General features: G+C 56.2%; 27 protein-coding genes. 26 read left to right on the top strand and 1 reads right to left on the bottom strand.

The features are described from left to right. The first annotated feature begins 143 nt into the window (after positions 1–143). Entirely contained in the window at positions 144–1,454 is a 1,311-nt protein-coding gene (locus HMPREF2975_RS03480; protein WP_141757272.1) for a tyrosine-type recombinase/integrase, read from the top strand. On the opposite strand, the gene HMPREF2975_RS03475 is transcribed toward HMPREF2975_RS03480, so the two are convergent. Further along, positions 1,410–1,817 carry a M78 family metallopeptidase domain-containing protein gene (locus HMPREF2975_RS03475; RefSeq protein WP_070725798.1) on the bottom strand — a complete coding sequence of 136 codons (408 nt, stop codon included), beginning with the start codon at positions 1,815–1,817 and terminating at the stop codon, positions 1,410–1,412. The two genes, HMPREF2975_RS03480 and HMPREF2975_RS03475, sit on opposite strands and share 45 nt — an antisense overlap. 585 nt (positions 1,818–2,402) lie before the next feature. On the opposite strand from HMPREF2975_RS03475, the gene HMPREF2975_RS03465 reads away from it, so the two are divergent. From HMPREF2975_RS03465 to HMPREF2975_RS03355, 25 genes are all read left to right on the top strand, one after another. Further along, positions 2,403–2,648 (top strand): hypothetical protein, encoded by a 246-nt coding sequence (locus tag HMPREF2975_RS03465; protein WP_141757271.1) that lies wholly within the window; start codon positions 2,403–2,405, stop codon positions 2,646–2,648. After that, on the top strand, positions 2,645–3,076 hold the full coding sequence (locus HMPREF2975_RS03460) for a hypothetical protein (RefSeq protein ID WP_070725792.1): 432 nt from the start codon (positions 2,645–2,647) through the stop codon (positions 3,074–3,076). The genes HMPREF2975_RS03465 and HMPREF2975_RS03460 overlap by 4 nt, the downstream gene beginning before the upstream one ends. 126 nt (positions 3,077–3,202) lie before the next feature. Beyond that, positions 3,203–3,373 carry a hypothetical protein gene (locus HMPREF2975_RS12470; protein ID WP_193599972.1) on the top strand — a complete coding sequence of 57 codons (171 nt, stop codon included), beginning with the start codon at positions 3,203–3,205 and terminating at the stop codon, positions 3,371–3,373. Then, a complete protein-coding gene (locus HMPREF2975_RS03455) occupies positions 3,370–3,582 on the top strand; it encodes a hypothetical protein (protein WP_193599971.1) in 213 nt (70 codons plus the stop codon). The genes HMPREF2975_RS12470 and HMPREF2975_RS03455 overlap by 4 nt, the downstream gene beginning before the upstream one ends. Next, positions 3,579–3,869 carry a hypothetical protein gene (locus HMPREF2975_RS03450; protein WP_070725788.1) on the top strand — a complete coding sequence of 97 codons (291 nt, stop codon included), beginning with the start codon at positions 3,579–3,581 and terminating at the stop codon, positions 3,867–3,869. The genes HMPREF2975_RS03455 and HMPREF2975_RS03450 overlap by 4 nt, the downstream gene beginning before the upstream one ends. A gap of 5 nt (positions 3,870–3,874) precedes the next feature. Next, entirely contained in the window at positions 3,875–4,066 is a 192-nt protein-coding gene (locus HMPREF2975_RS03445) for a hypothetical protein (protein ID WP_070725787.1), read from the top strand. Continuing rightward, complete coding sequence (locus HMPREF2975_RS03440) at positions 4,063–4,320, top strand: hypothetical protein (protein ID WP_070725785.1); 258 nt, start codon at positions 4,063–4,065, stop codon at positions 4,318–4,320. Before HMPREF2975_RS03445 ends, HMPREF2975_RS03440 begins: the two co-directional genes overlap by 4 nt. Continuing rightward, on the top strand, positions 4,317–5,432 hold the full coding sequence (locus tag HMPREF2975_RS03435) for a DNA cytosine methyltransferase (RefSeq protein WP_070725783.1): 1,116 nt from the start codon (positions 4,317–4,319) through the stop codon (positions 5,430–5,432). The genes HMPREF2975_RS03440 and HMPREF2975_RS03435 overlap by 4 nt, the downstream gene beginning before the upstream one ends. Then, positions 5,429–5,707 (top strand): hypothetical protein, encoded by a 279-nt coding sequence (locus tag HMPREF2975_RS03430; RefSeq protein ID WP_070725781.1) that lies wholly within the window; start codon positions 5,429–5,431, stop codon positions 5,705–5,707. The genes HMPREF2975_RS03435 and HMPREF2975_RS03430 overlap by 4 nt, the downstream gene beginning before the upstream one ends. After that, complete coding sequence (locus HMPREF2975_RS03425; RefSeq protein WP_070725780.1) at positions 5,704–6,567, top strand: PD-(D/E)XK nuclease-like domain-containing protein; 864 nt, start codon at positions 5,704–5,706, stop codon at positions 6,565–6,567. The genes HMPREF2975_RS03430 and HMPREF2975_RS03425 overlap by 4 nt, the downstream gene beginning before the upstream one ends. Further along, positions 6,567–7,496: a phage recombination protein Bet gene (gene bet / locus HMPREF2975_RS03420; RefSeq protein WP_070725779.1), complete on the top strand. Its 930-nt coding sequence runs from the start codon at positions 6,567–6,569 to the stop codon at positions 7,494–7,496. Before HMPREF2975_RS03425 ends, bet begins: the two co-directional genes overlap by 1 nt. Then, a complete protein-coding gene (locus HMPREF2975_RS03415) occupies positions 7,493–8,431 on the top strand; it encodes a ParB/RepB/Spo0J family partition protein (protein WP_070725777.1) in 939 nt (312 codons plus the stop codon). Before bet ends, HMPREF2975_RS03415 begins: the two co-directional genes overlap by 4 nt. Then, a complete protein-coding gene (locus tag HMPREF2975_RS03410; RefSeq protein ID WP_070725775.1) occupies positions 8,428–8,940 on the top strand; it encodes a hypothetical protein in 513 nt (170 codons plus the stop codon). The genes HMPREF2975_RS03415 and HMPREF2975_RS03410 overlap by 4 nt, the downstream gene beginning before the upstream one ends. Continuing rightward, entirely contained in the window at positions 8,927–9,286 is a 360-nt protein-coding gene (locus HMPREF2975_RS03405; protein ID WP_070725773.1) for a hypothetical protein, read from the top strand. Before HMPREF2975_RS03410 ends, HMPREF2975_RS03405 begins: the two co-directional genes overlap by 14 nt. Further along, positions 9,283–9,546: a hypothetical protein gene (locus HMPREF2975_RS03400; RefSeq protein ID WP_070725772.1), complete on the top strand. Its 264-nt coding sequence runs from the start codon at positions 9,283–9,285 to the stop codon at positions 9,544–9,546. Before HMPREF2975_RS03405 ends, HMPREF2975_RS03400 begins: the two co-directional genes overlap by 4 nt. Further along, positions 9,543–10,004: a RusA family crossover junction endodeoxyribonuclease gene (locus tag HMPREF2975_RS03395; protein WP_070725770.1), complete on the top strand. Its 462-nt coding sequence runs from the start codon at positions 9,543–9,545 to the stop codon at positions 10,002–10,004. Before HMPREF2975_RS03400 ends, HMPREF2975_RS03395 begins: the two co-directional genes overlap by 4 nt. A gap of 2 nt (positions 10,005–10,006) precedes the next feature. Beyond that, complete coding sequence (locus HMPREF2975_RS12745) at positions 10,007–10,942, top strand: hypothetical protein (RefSeq protein WP_070725769.1); 936 nt, start codon at positions 10,007–10,009, stop codon at positions 10,940–10,942. Then, a complete protein-coding gene (locus HMPREF2975_RS03385) occupies positions 10,939–11,505 on the top strand; it encodes a hypothetical protein (RefSeq protein ID WP_070725767.1) in 567 nt (188 codons plus the stop codon). Before HMPREF2975_RS12745 ends, HMPREF2975_RS03385 begins: the two co-directional genes overlap by 4 nt. A gap of 28 nt (positions 11,506–11,533) precedes the next feature. Next, the gene (locus HMPREF2975_RS03380; protein WP_070725765.1) at positions 11,534–11,794 is read left to right on the top strand and encodes a DUF3850 domain-containing protein; all 261 of its coding nucleotides are present in this window, start codon (positions 11,534–11,536) and stop codon (positions 11,792–11,794) included. An 18-nt stretch (positions 11,795–11,812) separates the two neighbouring features. After that, positions 11,813–11,962 (top strand): hypothetical protein, encoded by a 150-nt coding sequence (locus tag HMPREF2975_RS12465; RefSeq protein WP_193599970.1) that lies wholly within the window; start codon positions 11,813–11,815, stop codon positions 11,960–11,962. Between the two features lie 82 nt (positions 11,963–12,044). After that, the gene (locus HMPREF2975_RS03375) at positions 12,045–12,626 is read left to right on the top strand and encodes a hypothetical protein (RefSeq protein WP_070725764.1); all 582 of its coding nucleotides are present in this window, start codon (positions 12,045–12,047) and stop codon (positions 12,624–12,626) included. After that, on the top strand, positions 12,623–13,141 hold the full coding sequence (locus HMPREF2975_RS03370) for a 3'-5' exoribonuclease domain-containing protein (protein WP_070725762.1): 519 nt from the start codon (positions 12,623–12,625) through the stop codon (positions 13,139–13,141). Before HMPREF2975_RS03375 ends, HMPREF2975_RS03370 begins: the two co-directional genes overlap by 4 nt. After that, positions 13,138–13,653: a hypothetical protein gene (locus HMPREF2975_RS03365; protein WP_070725760.1), complete on the top strand. Its 516-nt coding sequence runs from the start codon at positions 13,138–13,140 to the stop codon at positions 13,651–13,653. The genes HMPREF2975_RS03370 and HMPREF2975_RS03365 overlap by 4 nt, the downstream gene beginning before the upstream one ends. Beyond that, positions 13,650–13,871 carry a hypothetical protein gene (locus tag HMPREF2975_RS03360; protein WP_070725758.1) on the top strand — a complete coding sequence of 74 codons (222 nt, stop codon included), beginning with the start codon at positions 13,650–13,652 and terminating at the stop codon, positions 13,869–13,871. The genes HMPREF2975_RS03365 and HMPREF2975_RS03360 overlap by 4 nt, the downstream gene beginning before the upstream one ends. Continuing rightward, on the top strand, positions 13,868–14,131 hold a 264-nt coding region (locus HMPREF2975_RS03355; RefSeq protein ID WP_141757270.1), incomplete at its 3' end, for a hypothetical protein. The genes HMPREF2975_RS03360 and HMPREF2975_RS03355, both read left to right, overlap by 4 nt.

Here is a 14,131-nt window from a genome sequence, read left to right as displayed (position 1 = left end):
CGGGGCTCGAACCCGGGACAAACGGATTATGAGTTTGTTCGTGTACCCTTGACGTAAGGGCACAAATGGCGGAATATCAACGATTTACGCATTGCAGCGTGCGTGTACGTAGCGTAGGTTAGTGTCTAGTTAGTGTCTAGTTAGTGTCTAGTGAACGGTGGCTGGAAATGGCGCGCAGGGAACGCGGAACAGGCGGCTTGTCATTCGATAAACGCAATGGCGTATGGGTGGGCAGCGTGAGACTCAATTCGTACACTCCTAGCGGGCGGCAGCGCGTGCGTAAAGTGTCAGCGAAAGACAAGGGGGTCGCGCGCGCTAAACTCACTGCCCTACGGCGCGAAGTGGAAGCAGCTAACGGCGATCTGCCCACAACAACACCAACTGTGGGCGAGTGGCTTGAAACGTGGCTTGAGAACTACGCGCGCACGGAAACAAAGCCGAGCACGTTCAAAGGTTACGTCGGCTCAACTGAACGCTACTTGAAACCCACTCTAGGGCGCGTGCGGCTCGACAAGCTTAGGCCGTCGAACGTCAAGGCTATGCACCGTCGCATGATGGAGCCGGAACCGTCGGGACTAGGCTTATCCCCCACGACGGCAACACAGGCGCACGCGATATTGTCACGCGCGCTCACAGTGGCGATACGCGAAGGGCTAACCACTCACAACGCGGCGCGGGACGCGGGAAGGCCGCGCAAAAAGTGGGTTGAGCAGGACTTTCTCACGGCAGACGAAGCGCGCCACTTCCTACAGTTTCACGCGAAGCGTCCCTACGTGGCGCGCTACGCGCTAGGGCTTATTACGGGCGCGCGGCAAGGCGAGTGCCTAGGGTTGCAGTGCGAGGATGTCACCATTCACAGAGACAACGCGGGGCGCGTCACGGGCGGCGTTGTACTGTTCGAGTGGGGCTTGCAGCGCGTCCCGTATGAACATGGGTGCCCGGCATGGGCAAAGTGCGGTAAGAAGTTTGCGAAGCAGTGCCCACAACGGCGCGTGTATATCCCGGCAGATCAAGAACATGTGCATGTGGCGGGCAACTTGTATTTACTACGTCCCAAAACAGCTATGTCATATCGCGAGGTCGCGATTCCCGCGTTGCTTGCCGAAGTGTTAAGCCGCGTCAAACTTTCACGCGATAACGGATTCATGTTTACGCGCGCAATGATCGGTCGAGAACCGGAGGACTTGCCGGTAGATTCACGCATGGACTACGGGACGTGGAAACAGTGGCTCAAGGAGGCCGGGTTGCCCGATGTGCGTGTCCATTCCATGAGGCACACGACGGCAACACTGTTAGCCGGTATGACCGATGACAGTACGCGCATGAGTATTCTCGGACACACGAACGCGGCAACCACTAGGGGCTATACGCATAGGGACTTGAGCCTACAGGCGCGCGCTATGCAGCAGTTAGGGAATACGCTGGACTGGACGAGCGGGGACGCGGAATTGTAAGCCGTCCACGTATGCGCGCACTAGCCACGCGGGTAAACCTAGTTCGTCAGCGATCATGGTCGTGTCCCCACCATAAATAGCCTCAAGTCTCGCGTATTCCTTATCGCTGATGAAGGCCCGGGCGATTCGGTGGTCGATTGCTTGCTCAACGTGGTCTGGTTGCGCGCAATTGTCGCCACGGTAGGCGTGAGCGAGTTCGTGAGCGAGTACCGGCGCAGCGTGCGTGTCTGTGAGCGCGGAATGTATCCAGATGGTGTGCGCGTCGTGATCGTATAGTCCGAGATCGTTCATGTGCGCGCGTTTCACAGTGATTTTGAGTGCGGCAGCGTCCTTGAGCAGTTGATCGTAGGAAGGTCTGGTCATGTGGGCATGGTAGGAGGGGGCGTGTGCATTTGCGTCCCCCCCCTACGGGTTAGAGTGCGTCGCCGGGATTGTGTTTAGCGGCCTTACGCTCTGTTTGTTCGGGGGTGTCACCGTACACCTCGAACGGGGGCCGCTCACTGTCAAAGTCTGTGAGGGGCTTGTCGTAGTCACTTGTCGCGGTGCCGTCTTGCAAGCGTCGCCACAGTTCGGCTATTAGTTCTTGGTCTGTAGCGTCCCGCAGTGCGGCGAGACGTGGGTTCCGGCTAATGTCCCGTTCGGTGATTAGTCCCGTCGTGGCTAGGGCTTTTAGAACGTCTTTACCGTATGCCCTAGCGATAGGCACCACGAGTTCCGGTGTGAGTGATCGTTTCTCTAGTCGCCGGTAGAGACTTCCTTGAGGAACGCCGGATTTTGTGGCGACACCGTTAACAGTGTCAGTGCCGACCGTTTGTTTGTACCACTGTATTGAGTCCATGTGTCAACCATACCACAGTTCCTCATATTGAGGAATAGTTTGTGCCAAACGTGTTGACACTGTTCCTCAAGTTGTGTAAGAATGTTTACCACAACGAGAAAGGAGATGGCATGGGAGCAGTGAACACCGTTCTATCTGACGAGTTCAAACGGCGAGCAAGCCAAACAGAACTCACTGACGCGGGTATCGCCAAAGCTATCGGCGTTTCACGACAGTTCTACAGCGACATCAAACAAGGAAAGAAACAGGTCACGACACGATTCCTTATAGGGGCTATCGAAGCGGGACTAGCAGACACGGCCAACGACGTTATCTCAATCGAACGAACACCGACTGAGGACCAGGCCGCATCATGACACCATTCACCGCATACCCCTACTGGGTGGACACGAAGAAACTACAGCCCATATTCGGGCTGAGCCGTGACCGCGTGAACCAGATGATATGGCAAGGAGCGCCGATACAGCGCCGGTACATCGGCATGAAGCCGCTATACAACGTGGACAGTATCAACACTGCCCTAGCGGAGTGGCCGCACAAGTTCCAAACGGCGCAACCAGTCACCGGACGGCCACTGTGGGTTACTCAAAAGACGCTTGAGCAGTTCTTTAGCGTAAGCCGGGCAACCCTACTGAAAGCGATTGAAAACGGCGCGCCTATCGTCCAGCAGGACGCAGTAGACCTCGATACACGGACGGGACGCGCACCCACGCCGCATTACGACGCGCGCAGCATCAGCGCGTGGCTCATGCAACTACCAGACCAACCAGCTAACGCACTGTAAAAGAAAGGACACGTCATGCAACAGGCAGGACACAAAACAGTCCCCATGCGCGGCCACGCACGGGGACTAGGCGGAGATACCAGCACAAAACAAGTATTCCTCACGGGAAAGTGTACCAGTTCCCGCGTGTGGCTACGTGTAGCGGCGGTCGCGCACCTCATTATCGCGCTCACCGTCCTCATGGCTCTCACACGCATGGACAACACGCAGGTGCAAGCGGCAGCGGCCTACATGTGGGCATTTCTCGCCGTCCTTCTCACGGTCGGGACATTCACCAGCGACAGTGAGGCGCAGTGATGGAAGCGGACACCAGTCTCTCGATCAAGGGTGACGGCGTAGCTATCGCGCCAGACATTTTCAGTAACGGCCTTGTCGTATGGGCAAGCCAGAGCGCCACTCTCCCCATGTGGGAAGTGATCGACATTCCACTAGCACCATCGCAAATGCTTGCCGTGGCCGCGTGGCTCACCGACATGGCAATGAAGCAAGAACAGGAAAAGAAATGAACGACGAAAGCTTTGAAAATCTTAAACAACTGTATGCAGGTGTACACGCGGTACGCAAAGACACGATAGACAAGCTATTCGACCTCTTAGGCGCTCACGTAGACAATGACGTGTTCTTGCAAAAGGCTATCGGTCCCGTCGCCTTGTTTGGCGTTGGAAGCGTGGAAGGCGCGTTAGCCACAGCAGAGAACACGATTATTGGCGCAGCCGCAGACCTATGCGGAGTTACGCCTGAACAGGAAGTTGAACTACTTAGAAATACAGTCAACGACGATTGCGACAACTAACGGTAATGGATATCAGTTTCAACATCACGATCCCGGACAACTTGCTACAACGGCGGGCGATTCTCGCTGACGAGTTCGACAAGTCCCGTCCGGCAACCCGTATCCAATTCGAGCAGCTATGCGAAGCGCAAGCCGACATCAGCGACATCGTGCAGGAAGCATGGCTAGACGCACTAGTAGAGGACGAACTGAAATGACACAGATTAATTGGCAGGAACCACCAACAGGCTACAAATACGACTGGGAGCCGTTTGCTGCGGCACTGAAAGCTCACCCCGGTAAGTGGGCACTTTTCGACAAGGAAGTGAACCCAAATACAGGGTGGCGCATACGCAAGGGGAAACACACCGCGTTTCAAGGTGGAACTTTTCAAGCCGTTACGCGCAAGGGCAAGAAACAGTACCTACTGTACGTGCGCTACATGGGCGAAGACGCGGGAGACGCGCAATGACTTTGCGTGTGTTTGAAGCGTTCGCCGGGATCGGCACGCAGCGCATGGCCCTCAAACGCGCTGGCATACCGCATGAGGTGGTCGCGATCAGCGAGATCGACAGGCACGCGATCGCAGCCTACACAGCGATCCACGGTGACACGATCAACCTAGGTGACATCCGGGAGATTACGAGCGAAGACGTACCGGATCACGACCTTTTCACCTACTCGTTCCCGTGCCAGGACATCTCCATCGCGGGCAAGAAACGTGGGTTCGCTGCTGGAAGCGGCACTCGCAGTAGTTTGCTGTGGGAATGTGACCGCATAATCAGGGATCGGCGTCCACGGTTCCTGCTGCTTGAGAACGTGAAATCGCTCGTCAACCGGCACAACCTCCCAGGATTCGAGGAATGGCTCTCGGTGCTGGAGGGATACGGCTACACGAACTACTGGAAAGTACTCAACGCTAAGAACTACGGAGTACCGCAAAACCGTGAGCGCGTGTTCTGCGTCAGTATTCACGGCGATCACAAGCCGTTCGAGTTCCCAGAGCCGGTGCCGCTCACTGTGCGCGCTATCGACCTACTTGAAGATGAGGTGAACGAGCGCTATTACCTGAGCGAGAAAATCGCGCGACGATTCACACTCACACCACGACTGGAAACAGAAATCAAAATCTACGGGCACGTGAAAACACGACCCGACACCAGCGGATACCGGTACCTGGTCTATGACCCGCGCGGGATCATGACCTGCCTGACTGGGACTGAATCGAAGTTCCCTAAACTCCTCGCAATCGGAGCAAGCCGGGGGCGCAACCCCGCTGACCCGTCCGACCGGACACCAGGTATGCCGACAGAGCAGCGGATTGAGATCAACCGGGACGGTGTGAGCAACACGCTCAGCACCGTGCAGAAAGACAACCTGGTGGTGGAAAGCGCGCACAGGATACGCATCCGGCATATCACGCCACGCGAAGCGTGGAAGCTCATGGGCATTAGCGACCAGGACTTCAACAAGGCCAGCGCGGTCACATCACAAACACAGCTCTACAAGATGGCTGGCAACGCGATAGCAGTCCCAGTCCTTGAAGCATTATTCACACGACTATTCAAAGGAGGCCACCAGTGAGTGATTACGAGGACGTGGACATTGACCGCACGACCATCATGAGTGACACGCAATCAGTACAAATCAGTGAACCGGACATGAACGAGCTGGAATGTATCGACCTTGTGCCGACCGTGGCTCAAGCAGTGCGAGCAGCAACCATCTTTGCGCGCGTCGCAGTCAAACAGGCCGGATACGAGCCAGACAAATACGCGACTATGGAAGTCATTTACGGGTACTTGCTCAGAGTGATACACGACCACCCGGAAATTGAGCAGGAACGAGAACTCGCATGACCACACAAACACACTATGCGGGCGGGATCGAGCCGGGTATTTACCCGGATATTCCCGACACGAAGTATCACGCGGCGAAAGACATTCTCTCATCGAGTGGCGCGCGCAGACTCATCACGAGTACGCCACGCAAGTTCTACGAGGAAATGACCACAGAAAGGCCGTACAACCCGGCGTTTGAGATCGGGCACGCGGCGCACACGCTCATGCTCACCGTGGGTGACCCGTTCGAGGTTGTTGACGCTGATTCGTGGCGCACGAAAGACGCTAAGGCGGCGCGGGACGCGGCGCTACAGGCCGGTAATACCCCGCTACTCGCTAAGGAGTATGCGCAAGTGCGGGCAATGGCTGACGCGATACTAGATCACCCGGTTACGGGGGAATTGTTCACGCGCAACGACACGACCAGTGAGCAGTCCTTGTACTGGAAGGACGAGCAGACGGGCGTGGCATGTAGGGCGCGACCCGACCTAGCAGTGAACGACTGGAGCTTGATCGTGGACTACAAGACCACGGTGAGCGCTGACCCTAGAGAGTTCGCTAAAAGTATCGCCAAGTATGGGTACCACCAGCAGCAAGCGTGGTACTGCGAAGCGGTAGAAACCTTGACCGGCATACGCCCGGAGTTCGTGTTCGTGTGCCAAGAGAAAACACCACCATACGAGGTGTCACTTATTCAACTGGACGCTGACGCGGTGCGTATTGGCGGGCGGCTGAACGAGGACGCGCGCAGTATTTACGCGGCGTGCATGGACAGTGGCGTGTGGCCGTCGTACCCGACCAGCGTGCAGGTAGTTGGCCTACCCGCGTGGGCACTCAAGCAAGCAGACCAAGAAACAGGAATAGAGGCACCATTCTAATGAGTGAAAGTCTAGCTATCAGAGACGAGCAAACAGAGTTCGACGAACGGCAACGCTCAGCGCTCACAGCGCTAGGCGTTGAGAACGCAACACCTAGCGACCTAGCGTTGTTCTTTCACCAAGCGCAACGCACGGGGCTTGACCCGTTCAGCAAGCAGATTTACATGATCGCGCGACGCACGTACAAAAACGGCGAGTGGGAAACGAAGCAGACCATTCAGGTTGGTATCGACGGGCTACGCCTAGTCGCACGCCGGGCCGCTAACCGCATGGGGCAAGCACTCAGTATCGGTAGTGCAGTCTGGATGGCGGAAAACGGTCAATGGTATGAAGCATGGCCGCGCACTTTAGGACTGCCGGTTGCCGCCAAAATACGAGTGACCGTCGGCCAAGGGGTGTTCGACGCGGTAGCCAACACCGCCGAATACATGCCGACACGCATGGACAAGAGCAGCGGGAAGATGAAACCTACTGGGCAGTGGGGGAAAATGCCCGCACTCATGATCGCGAAATGCGCGGAAGCCCTAGCGCTACGCAAAGCGTTCCCGATGGACTTGTCCGGCTTATACACGTTCGAGGAAATGGACCAAGCAGACGGTGATCGTGGAGCGTTCGAGCCACAGCAGGAGCCTGTGAGCGTAACTGTCCTCACGGGGAACAGTGAACCGGCACCACACGAAAAAGGTGAGCCGAACCGTATCAGCGCTACGCAGCTAGAGGAGATTAAGTTCCTCGCAGACGAACTGGGATTCACGCCAGAGCAGGTACTTGCAGGAGCACGGAAATACGGCGGAATACCAGACGGGCAGCCCGCACCGTGGACGCTGGACACCATGCCGTCCACCGTTGCAAACACGGTGATTGAACGGCTACGCGAAGTGCGCAACAAGTACGCGACAACAACAGGCAACACGGAGGACGAGCAATGAGCGAAATTAACGGAGTACACCCCTACGCGGATAAGTTCCCCATGCTACCGCAAGCCGAACTGGAAGAACTCGCACAGTCGATTCGTGAGAGCGGGTTGCGTCAGCCGATTGTGGTCACGGTGGACGGTCTGATTCTGGACGGTAGGAACCGTTTTCAAGCGTGCCGCATGGCTGGTGTTGAGCCTGAAAGCGTGGTGTATGAGGGCGCTGATCTTGCCGAGTACGTGTTGGACGCGAATATCACGCGCCGCAACATGACTACTGGTCAGCGTGCTATGGCAACAGCGTTGGTGCTGGAAGCAGACGGGCGGAGAACAAACGGCAGGTGGAAACGAGGCAGCATAGAGGGCGATATTTATAGATCTATAAATAACGACGAGGCGGGAACAACTCGCATACTACTGCATCATGCTGGTGTTGTTCTTGACTTCAAGCCTGACCTCGCAGCCCGCGTGATAGACGGCAGTCTTGCCCTCGACGCAGCCTACAAAGAAGCCAACGAGATCAAGCAGTCCGAAGAGCGCGACAAGATCATGGCGCGCGAACAGGCCAAACGTAAACGCGAAGAAGAAGCAGCCGAAGCCGAACACAACGCGCGCATCATCGCAGACCTGACGCAAGCGGGCTCCAAATATGTCGCCCTCATTGAGGACGGCACCATGACCCCGCGCGCAGCGTGGAGCGCACACCGTGAGGACACGCGCAAACAACGCGAACACCAAGAAAAACTCGCGCGCGGCTGGCGAGACACCAATAGGCACATCACAGAAGCCGTCAACATGCTACAAGGCGGCGCTGAGCAAGCCGAAATCTTCCTCAATGACTCGTACCTGCACGAAGCCGACACAGTGCCCGAACCTTTGCGCCTGACTATCAGTAACACGCAAACGGCTATCGACTTCCTGACCTACCTGAACGAAAGGCTCCCACGATGAACACTTACCTCAAAGATAGCGTTGTCAACCTATACGACAAGTACATGAACGAAGCGGGAGGCAAGCTCAAATATGAGGATGTGCGAGAAAAGCTCGTCCCCGAAGTAATGGCCGTACTCGAAGAACGAGAACGCAACGTTGAAACCGAAGCGCGCACACTCATCAAGGCAACCCTTGACTCCACGCGGCGTAACAGGTCAAACAATATGCGTAAGAGCCTAGAGGATATTCTCGACTACTTAGCAGACCCGGAGGAAGCGGCGCTCAGCGTGCAGCCGATCATGGAGTGCGCGTTCCCGCTGGGTGACGGGCAGGACATGACACTGCGGTACTGGAAGATTGAGGACTTCTTTGATTCCCGCGTGGTGCGCTACAGGGAAGCAGCAGCAGCCACCGAAGCAGCCAAGCAGTACGACGAGCAGGTGTCAGCGTTAGCGCAACTTATGCGCGCGCGGGGCGCTACAACTCTCGGTGACCTCGTGGGCGGTGACAGTAATGCCAACGCCTAACATTCTCCACAATGATTACACGGCTCCCGTGCGGGCGAACGACCCCGCCACGTCACAGGCGGCGGCGGACAGCGTGAAGGTCCGCGCCTCGTGGCTGGACGTGTGGGAAGCGCTCCTGCGGCGCGGCGCGTGTATAGCGCAAGACCTCGAAATTGACTTGCAGTTTAAGCAGTCGCCTCAGCGTGTGCGCACGGCGCTCAGTGAACTCGAAACAGAAGGAGCCGTCGAGTACCACGAGGGGGACGAACGTCTCACGAGGTCAGGACGCGCAGCCCGCGTCGTTCACGTGGTGCCCGATAACAAGCGCGCCGTGGAACTCACCCGCGCAATGGAGGCGCGAAAATGAACACTATAACCGATACCAGCCGCGACGGTAATAAAAAGCCCACCGAATTATTCACGCGCCTTATCCGCGTGGAATTACCGGCTGTTGATAAACCGTCTTACATTCTCACGAATGTCGCGGCGGGGGTCATGTTTAAACGTCTTTACGGTCAGGGATTACAGCGGCAGGAAATACTTAAAGCCGCATATTCAGGGGTATTTGGGAATGTGGTTACTTTCCGCGTGACATGCACGAGAGAGTTTGAGGGAGACGAACCGTGAGTAAATACCTCATTAGTTTCTTTGTGCCCGGCAAGCCCATCACGGAGGGGTCAACACGCTATCTAGGTGTGCGCGGCGGGAAGCCGATTATCACGCACGACAACCCGGAGTTGTCGGCGTGGCGGCAGAAGGTCGCTCAAGTGGCCGTACTGTACGCGCGGCAAGCAGGGTGGGAACTCCCGCTAGACGAACCCGTTTCCATTCGCGTCGCGTTCACGCTGAAACAGCCAAAACAGCCACGGTGGAGTGAGGCGGCAACCAAACCCGACCTCGACAAGCTACAGCGGGCAATAGGCGACGCGCTCGGCGCTAAAGGCAGTGTCCTACGCGAGGACTCACGCATATGCGAGTGGTGTGCCGTCAAACAGTACGGCAACAAGCCCGGCGTACACATCACAGTCAGCCGCCACTGGCTGAAAACAAAAAATCAACTCGAAGAAGCTGAGGGGAGGAAATAGCAATGGCGACCAGAAGACCAGGACCGTTCGCCCCACTCTCGTCCTACTACTACGATGACGCGGCGATCATGGAAGCAGGGGAAGCAGCAGAACTGTTATACGTGCGCATGTTGGCCTATGCGTCACGGCAATTAGAGTTCGAGGGCTTTATTCCTAAAGCGGTGATCGAAACACGACTAGGAGTGACGCCGATCACTGTATCTGGAAACTGTGTAAATTCCAGTAGCAATTTTGTGTCTGGAACTAGTGTGCAGGATCGCATCCGGAAACTGTGCGAGGTCGGATTAGTAGACGAAGTAGAGGGCGGATACGTCATTCGTTCGTGGCTCAAGTGGAACCGGTCAGCCGCAGAAATGGGCAAAGACAAGGCGAACGACCGCAAGCGCAAAACACCACTTGACCAGCGGGTATCTGGAAAAAGTGTAAATTCCAGTAGCAAAAATGCGTCTGGAAAAAGTGGTGTTTCCAGACGGAACGACCAGACCAGACCAGACCAGACCAATAACATCATGTCCGAAGTCGCTGAAGCGACCCCGGACCCGACGCCAAAGACGGTCGAACCCGAACGCGAAGACGTCACCCGGCTATGCGAACACCTCGCTGACCGGATCGAAGCCAACGGGTCAAAACGACCCACCATCACGAAAACGTGGCGCACCGCAGCCCGCCTCATGATCGACAAGGACGGGCACACCCCTGACCAGATTCACGCCGCGATCGACTGGGCGCAGGACAACGAGTTCTGGAGGGCGAACATCCTCAGCATGCCCAAGCTCAGGGACCAGTACGACCAGCTCAGGCTCCAAGCCCAACGCCAACCATCCGGCGGGTACAGGAACCAGAACCAGATCATGAGTGACATGCGATCGGCTAGCAGCGTGCAGCAGAGCGTTGTCGGTGGAAACGCTATGCGCCTCATCGCAGGAGGCACGCAATGATCACGCCAGCCGACGCGGCAGACGCAATCAACTACCTACTCGCAGCCGACGCACTGCACGTCGTGGACAACATGCACAACGTGTGGGCCGACTACATCAACGACCCTGCGGTAGGCGTGCCGGACGTGCAGCAGGCGGAACTGTTACCAGCCGCCCGGCGTGCCGTCAGAGACAAAGCCCAAGGCGAATACTCAAAACGTGACGCGCTCGCACTGTTCGTCAAAGCTCTCAAAGCCAACCGGCGAGACAGGGTGGACGCAGAACAACAAGCCCACGGCCATCTCATACCCGAGGGGCTAGGCGACAAGCCAGAACTGGAAGCCCGGTGGAAACAACACGCAATGAGGCTTGTCAGTGCCGGGACGCCAAGAGGCGAAGCAGAACGAGCAGCATACGAAGCAATCGGAATGAACGCACCGCAACCCGAACAACTCGTGAGCAACCCGGACAAGGTACGCAACCTCATCGAGACGGCTAAGCGAAACATCTCCGTTAACAGGGCTAGCGCGCCGCCTGACAGGCAAACAGGCGGCAACAGTACCCACGTAAGGGACAGGGCGTAAAACACGCTCAGAAAGGATTACAGGAAGAATGCTGCACAACCTGAAAATCGACGAGAAGTGGTTCGAGCATATCTACTCGGGACAAAAAACCAGCGAACTCCGATTCAACGACCGCGACTACCAGACCGGTGACACCCTCTGTTTCCGGGTAATCGACAGTGGCGGGAACGAAATCATCAAGCCCGGCTCGCTGCCGACCTACGAGATCACGCACGTACTGAACTCCAGTCAATTCCCTCAAGGACTCCAGGACGGATATTGCATTCTCAGTATCCAGCCACTGAAATAAACACGAAAGGACTTACTAATGCCTACAGAACAATCGAAAATGACCCGCGCACTCAACCTCACAAACGCGATTATTAAAATCCTCAAGGAAAGCGGGAACGAGCAGAAGAAAAACGCGCTAGAAACGGCACTACAATTAAAAGTAGAACTCGCCACGATAAACAATTAAGCCCCCGCGCGATAAACACGACACGGTTGGACTTAATTACTCGACGAACGCAAAACATAAACCAGCAAACAAGGAGACAACAATGAACTTCAGGAAAAACTGTGACGCCGACAATCTGACAATGGCCGCGCTCAGACTTGTCTGTGAACTGGGAAAGGAAGCAGGGGACGCACAGGAAGCGCAGTTGGCCGTTCTGTTCCACCACGCCGCATACCACCTATGGGTCGCAAACATGCGCCTAATCGAAGCGGAACAGCAGGAAAACGAGAAGCAGGAAGGTGAGGAAACAGAGCAAGCACCCGCGAGCACGCCCGAACAATTCCAAGAGTTCTACAACAAGTTAGGCGGGAGCGGCAACGTCTTTCACGCCGCTTATGACGTGTTATCCGTGCTGAGACTTGAGTGTGACCCAAGACTCCACGACAGATACGACGTATTTGCGCGCGCCCTAGCCGAGGCGTATGAACAGTACGAAGAACTCGTAAGCGGCGTGCTTGAACTGTTACTCGCCAACCCTGAACTGTACCCGAAGGAAGCGGCAACTCTCAAAGAGTCCGGTGTCTCGTCGTGGAAATCTATAGCCCGCGTGCAGAGTGACCTTGACAAGTGGGCGTTCAAAGCCCGCGTGCAAAACGACACGAACAGCGAGGAGACAAGCAAATGAGATTCTTTTACGACACAGAGTTCCTAGAAAAGGACGGGCACATCTTCCCGATCAGTATCGGCATAGTCGCAGACGAGCCGAACAGCATGGGTGACTTCGCCTATTACGCGGTCATTGAGGACGCGCAGTGGGAAATAATCATCAAGGACGAGTGGATACGCGAAAACGTTATCCCCAACCTAGGAGAGAGCACCACGCTCAAACCCCGGCGACAGGTCGGGGCTGAACTCATGGCTTTTGTCGCCAGCTACGGCGGCAAACGGGAAGATCACGAACTGTGGGCGTATTACGCGGCATACGATCACGTGGTGCTATCGCAAATCTACGGGCGGATGATCGACATTCCCGAACCCGTCCCCATGCACACGAACGACATCATGACCATAGCTAACGTGCTTGGCCTACCCGATCCGAAACTGGACACTAGCAGTCACAACGCGCTTATAGACGCTGAACAAGTGTGCGACGCATATCGAAACCTCACAGCCAAATCGCGGAAAGGGCAGGACAAATGAGTGAGCTTGTTTTCAGTGAGGAAGCGCGCGTCCCGCTCCCCACGTGGGACAGTCTCGACATTCCGCAAGCCGCAGACGGGAACTATTACGTGTGGGACCAGTACGGCGCGAAATACAAGGTCACCAGCACCCCAAACATCATGAGATTCACAGAACTCCACGACGGGCAAGACCCGCTGGATTTCTCACTTGGGGCGCTCATTGATGACGGCACCGTTCTCTACACGAAGCCGCCCGCACGCAAGCAAACCCGCGTAGGCGACACGCTCAAAACCACTGAGGACTTCCAGACAGCGCCCATCGGCACAGTCATCATCAACCCGCAAGGCTACGTATGGCAGAAAGGTAGCTACGGGTGGGACACATGCACCCACAGGTTCGCCGGGCTACACGGAGACGAGGACTTCACCGACCCCGAACAAATCGACAAGTACAAATACCCCGGCGTCCCACCGTGGACAGTCATCCACGCAGGAAAAACCGAAAACTACGAACAGGAGAAAACCGAATGATCGGAGACAACGAGAAGAAACACTTAGATGCCAGCAGCAACTCGTACAAGCATCTAGTCGAAGCGCGGAAAATACTCGCACTCAACATCCCGCGCGACGACGCGGAGCTGCAAACGATATATAGGAACGCGATTGCCTACATCTGGGCAGCAGAAAACGAAACAGGAAAAATAATCAACCTCATCGGGCGTCGGCAGGCAGAGGAGGCCGAAAAGTGAACTATCAGATCGACCTCGTGCTACAGAAAATGGCGACTGTCGAAGCAGCCGTCAAAAACCTACGTGAAACACTCGACGAATACGCGCTCATTCCTATACCCGCCCTTGAGTGGCCGGACGATCCCACTAAGACCTACTTGGTGGAAGCCACGCAGTACGGCCTCCCCGTGCGCGACATCATGCGATGGGACGAAGAAAAAGAACGCCTATGTTCAACAATCACGCGCACCGAACTCGACCCGCACTCAGAACACGACTAC

Origin of the sequence: Actinomyces sp. HMSC065F12, assembly GCF_001814535.1 — a bacterium.
In the GTDB taxonomy this organism is placed as follows: domain Bacteria; phylum Actinomycetota; class Actinomycetes; order Actinomycetales; family Actinomycetaceae; genus Pauljensenia; species Pauljensenia radingae_A.
This window is presented reverse-complemented; position numbering and strand designations above follow the sequence as displayed.

Coding starts and splice junctions, on each gene's coding strand:
- HMPREF2975_RS03385 (WP_070725767.1), top strand. CDS start 10,939: ATGATCACGCCAGCCGACGCGGCAGACGCAATCAACTACCTACTCGCA.
- HMPREF2975_RS03400 (WP_070725772.1), top strand. CDS start 9,283: ATGAACACTATAACCGATACCAGCCGCGACGGTAATAAAAAGCCCACC.
- HMPREF2975_RS03380 (WP_070725765.1), top strand. CDS start 11,534: ATGCTGCACAACCTGAAAATCGACGAGAAGTGGTTCGAGCATATCTAC.
- HMPREF2975_RS03425 (WP_070725780.1), top strand. CDS start 5,704: ATGACCACACAAACACACTATGCGGGCGGGATCGAGCCGGGTATTTAC.
- HMPREF2975_RS03475 (WP_070725798.1), bottom strand. CDS start 1,817: ATGACCAGACCTTCCTACGATCAACTGCTCAAGGACGCTGCCGCACTC.
- HMPREF2975_RS03415 (WP_070725777.1), top strand. CDS start 7,493: ATGAGCGAAATTAACGGAGTACACCCCTACGCGGATAAGTTCCCCATG.
- HMPREF2975_RS03365 (WP_070725760.1), top strand. CDS start 13,138: ATGAGTGAGCTTGTTTTCAGTGAGGAAGCGCGCGTCCCGCTCCCCACG.
- HMPREF2975_RS03440 (WP_070725785.1), top strand. CDS start 4,063: ATGACACAGATTAATTGGCAGGAACCACCAACAGGCTACAAATACGAC.
- HMPREF2975_RS03405 (WP_070725773.1), top strand. CDS start 8,927: ATGCCAACGCCTAACATTCTCCACAATGATTACACGGCTCCCGTGCGG.
- HMPREF2975_RS03445 (WP_070725787.1), top strand. CDS start 3,875: ATGGATATCAGTTTCAACATCACGATCCCGGACAACTTGCTACAACGG.
- HMPREF2975_RS03375 (WP_070725764.1), top strand. CDS start 12,045: ATGAACTTCAGGAAAAACTGTGACGCCGACAATCTGACAATGGCCGCG.
- HMPREF2975_RS03370 (WP_070725762.1), top strand. CDS start 12,623: ATGAGATTCTTTTACGACACAGAGTTCCTAGAAAAGGACGGGCACATC.
- HMPREF2975_RS03465 (WP_141757271.1), top strand. CDS start 2,403: ATGGGAGCAGTGAACACCGTTCTATCTGACGAGTTCAAACGGCGAGCA.
- HMPREF2975_RS12465 (WP_193599970.1), top strand. CDS start 11,813: ATGCCTACAGAACAATCGAAAATGACCCGCGCACTCAACCTCACAAAC.
- HMPREF2975_RS03435 (WP_070725783.1), top strand. CDS start 4,317: ATGACTTTGCGTGTGTTTGAAGCGTTCGCCGGGATCGGCACGCAGCGC.
- bet (WP_070725779.1), top strand. CDS start 6,567: ATGAGTGAAAGTCTAGCTATCAGAGACGAGCAAACAGAGTTCGACGAA.
- HMPREF2975_RS03450 (WP_070725788.1), top strand. CDS start 3,579: ATGAACGACGAAAGCTTTGAAAATCTTAAACAACTGTATGCAGGTGTA.
- HMPREF2975_RS12745 (WP_070725769.1), top strand. CDS start 10,007: ATGGCGACCAGAAGACCAGGACCGTTCGCCCCACTCTCGTCCTACTAC.
- HMPREF2975_RS03460 (WP_070725792.1), top strand. CDS start 2,645: ATGACACCATTCACCGCATACCCCTACTGGGTGGACACGAAGAAACTA.
- HMPREF2975_RS03360 (WP_070725758.1), top strand. CDS start 13,650: ATGATCGGAGACAACGAGAAGAAACACTTAGATGCCAGCAGCAACTCG.
- HMPREF2975_RS03410 (WP_070725775.1), top strand. CDS start 8,428: ATGAACACTTACCTCAAAGATAGCGTTGTCAACCTATACGACAAGTAC.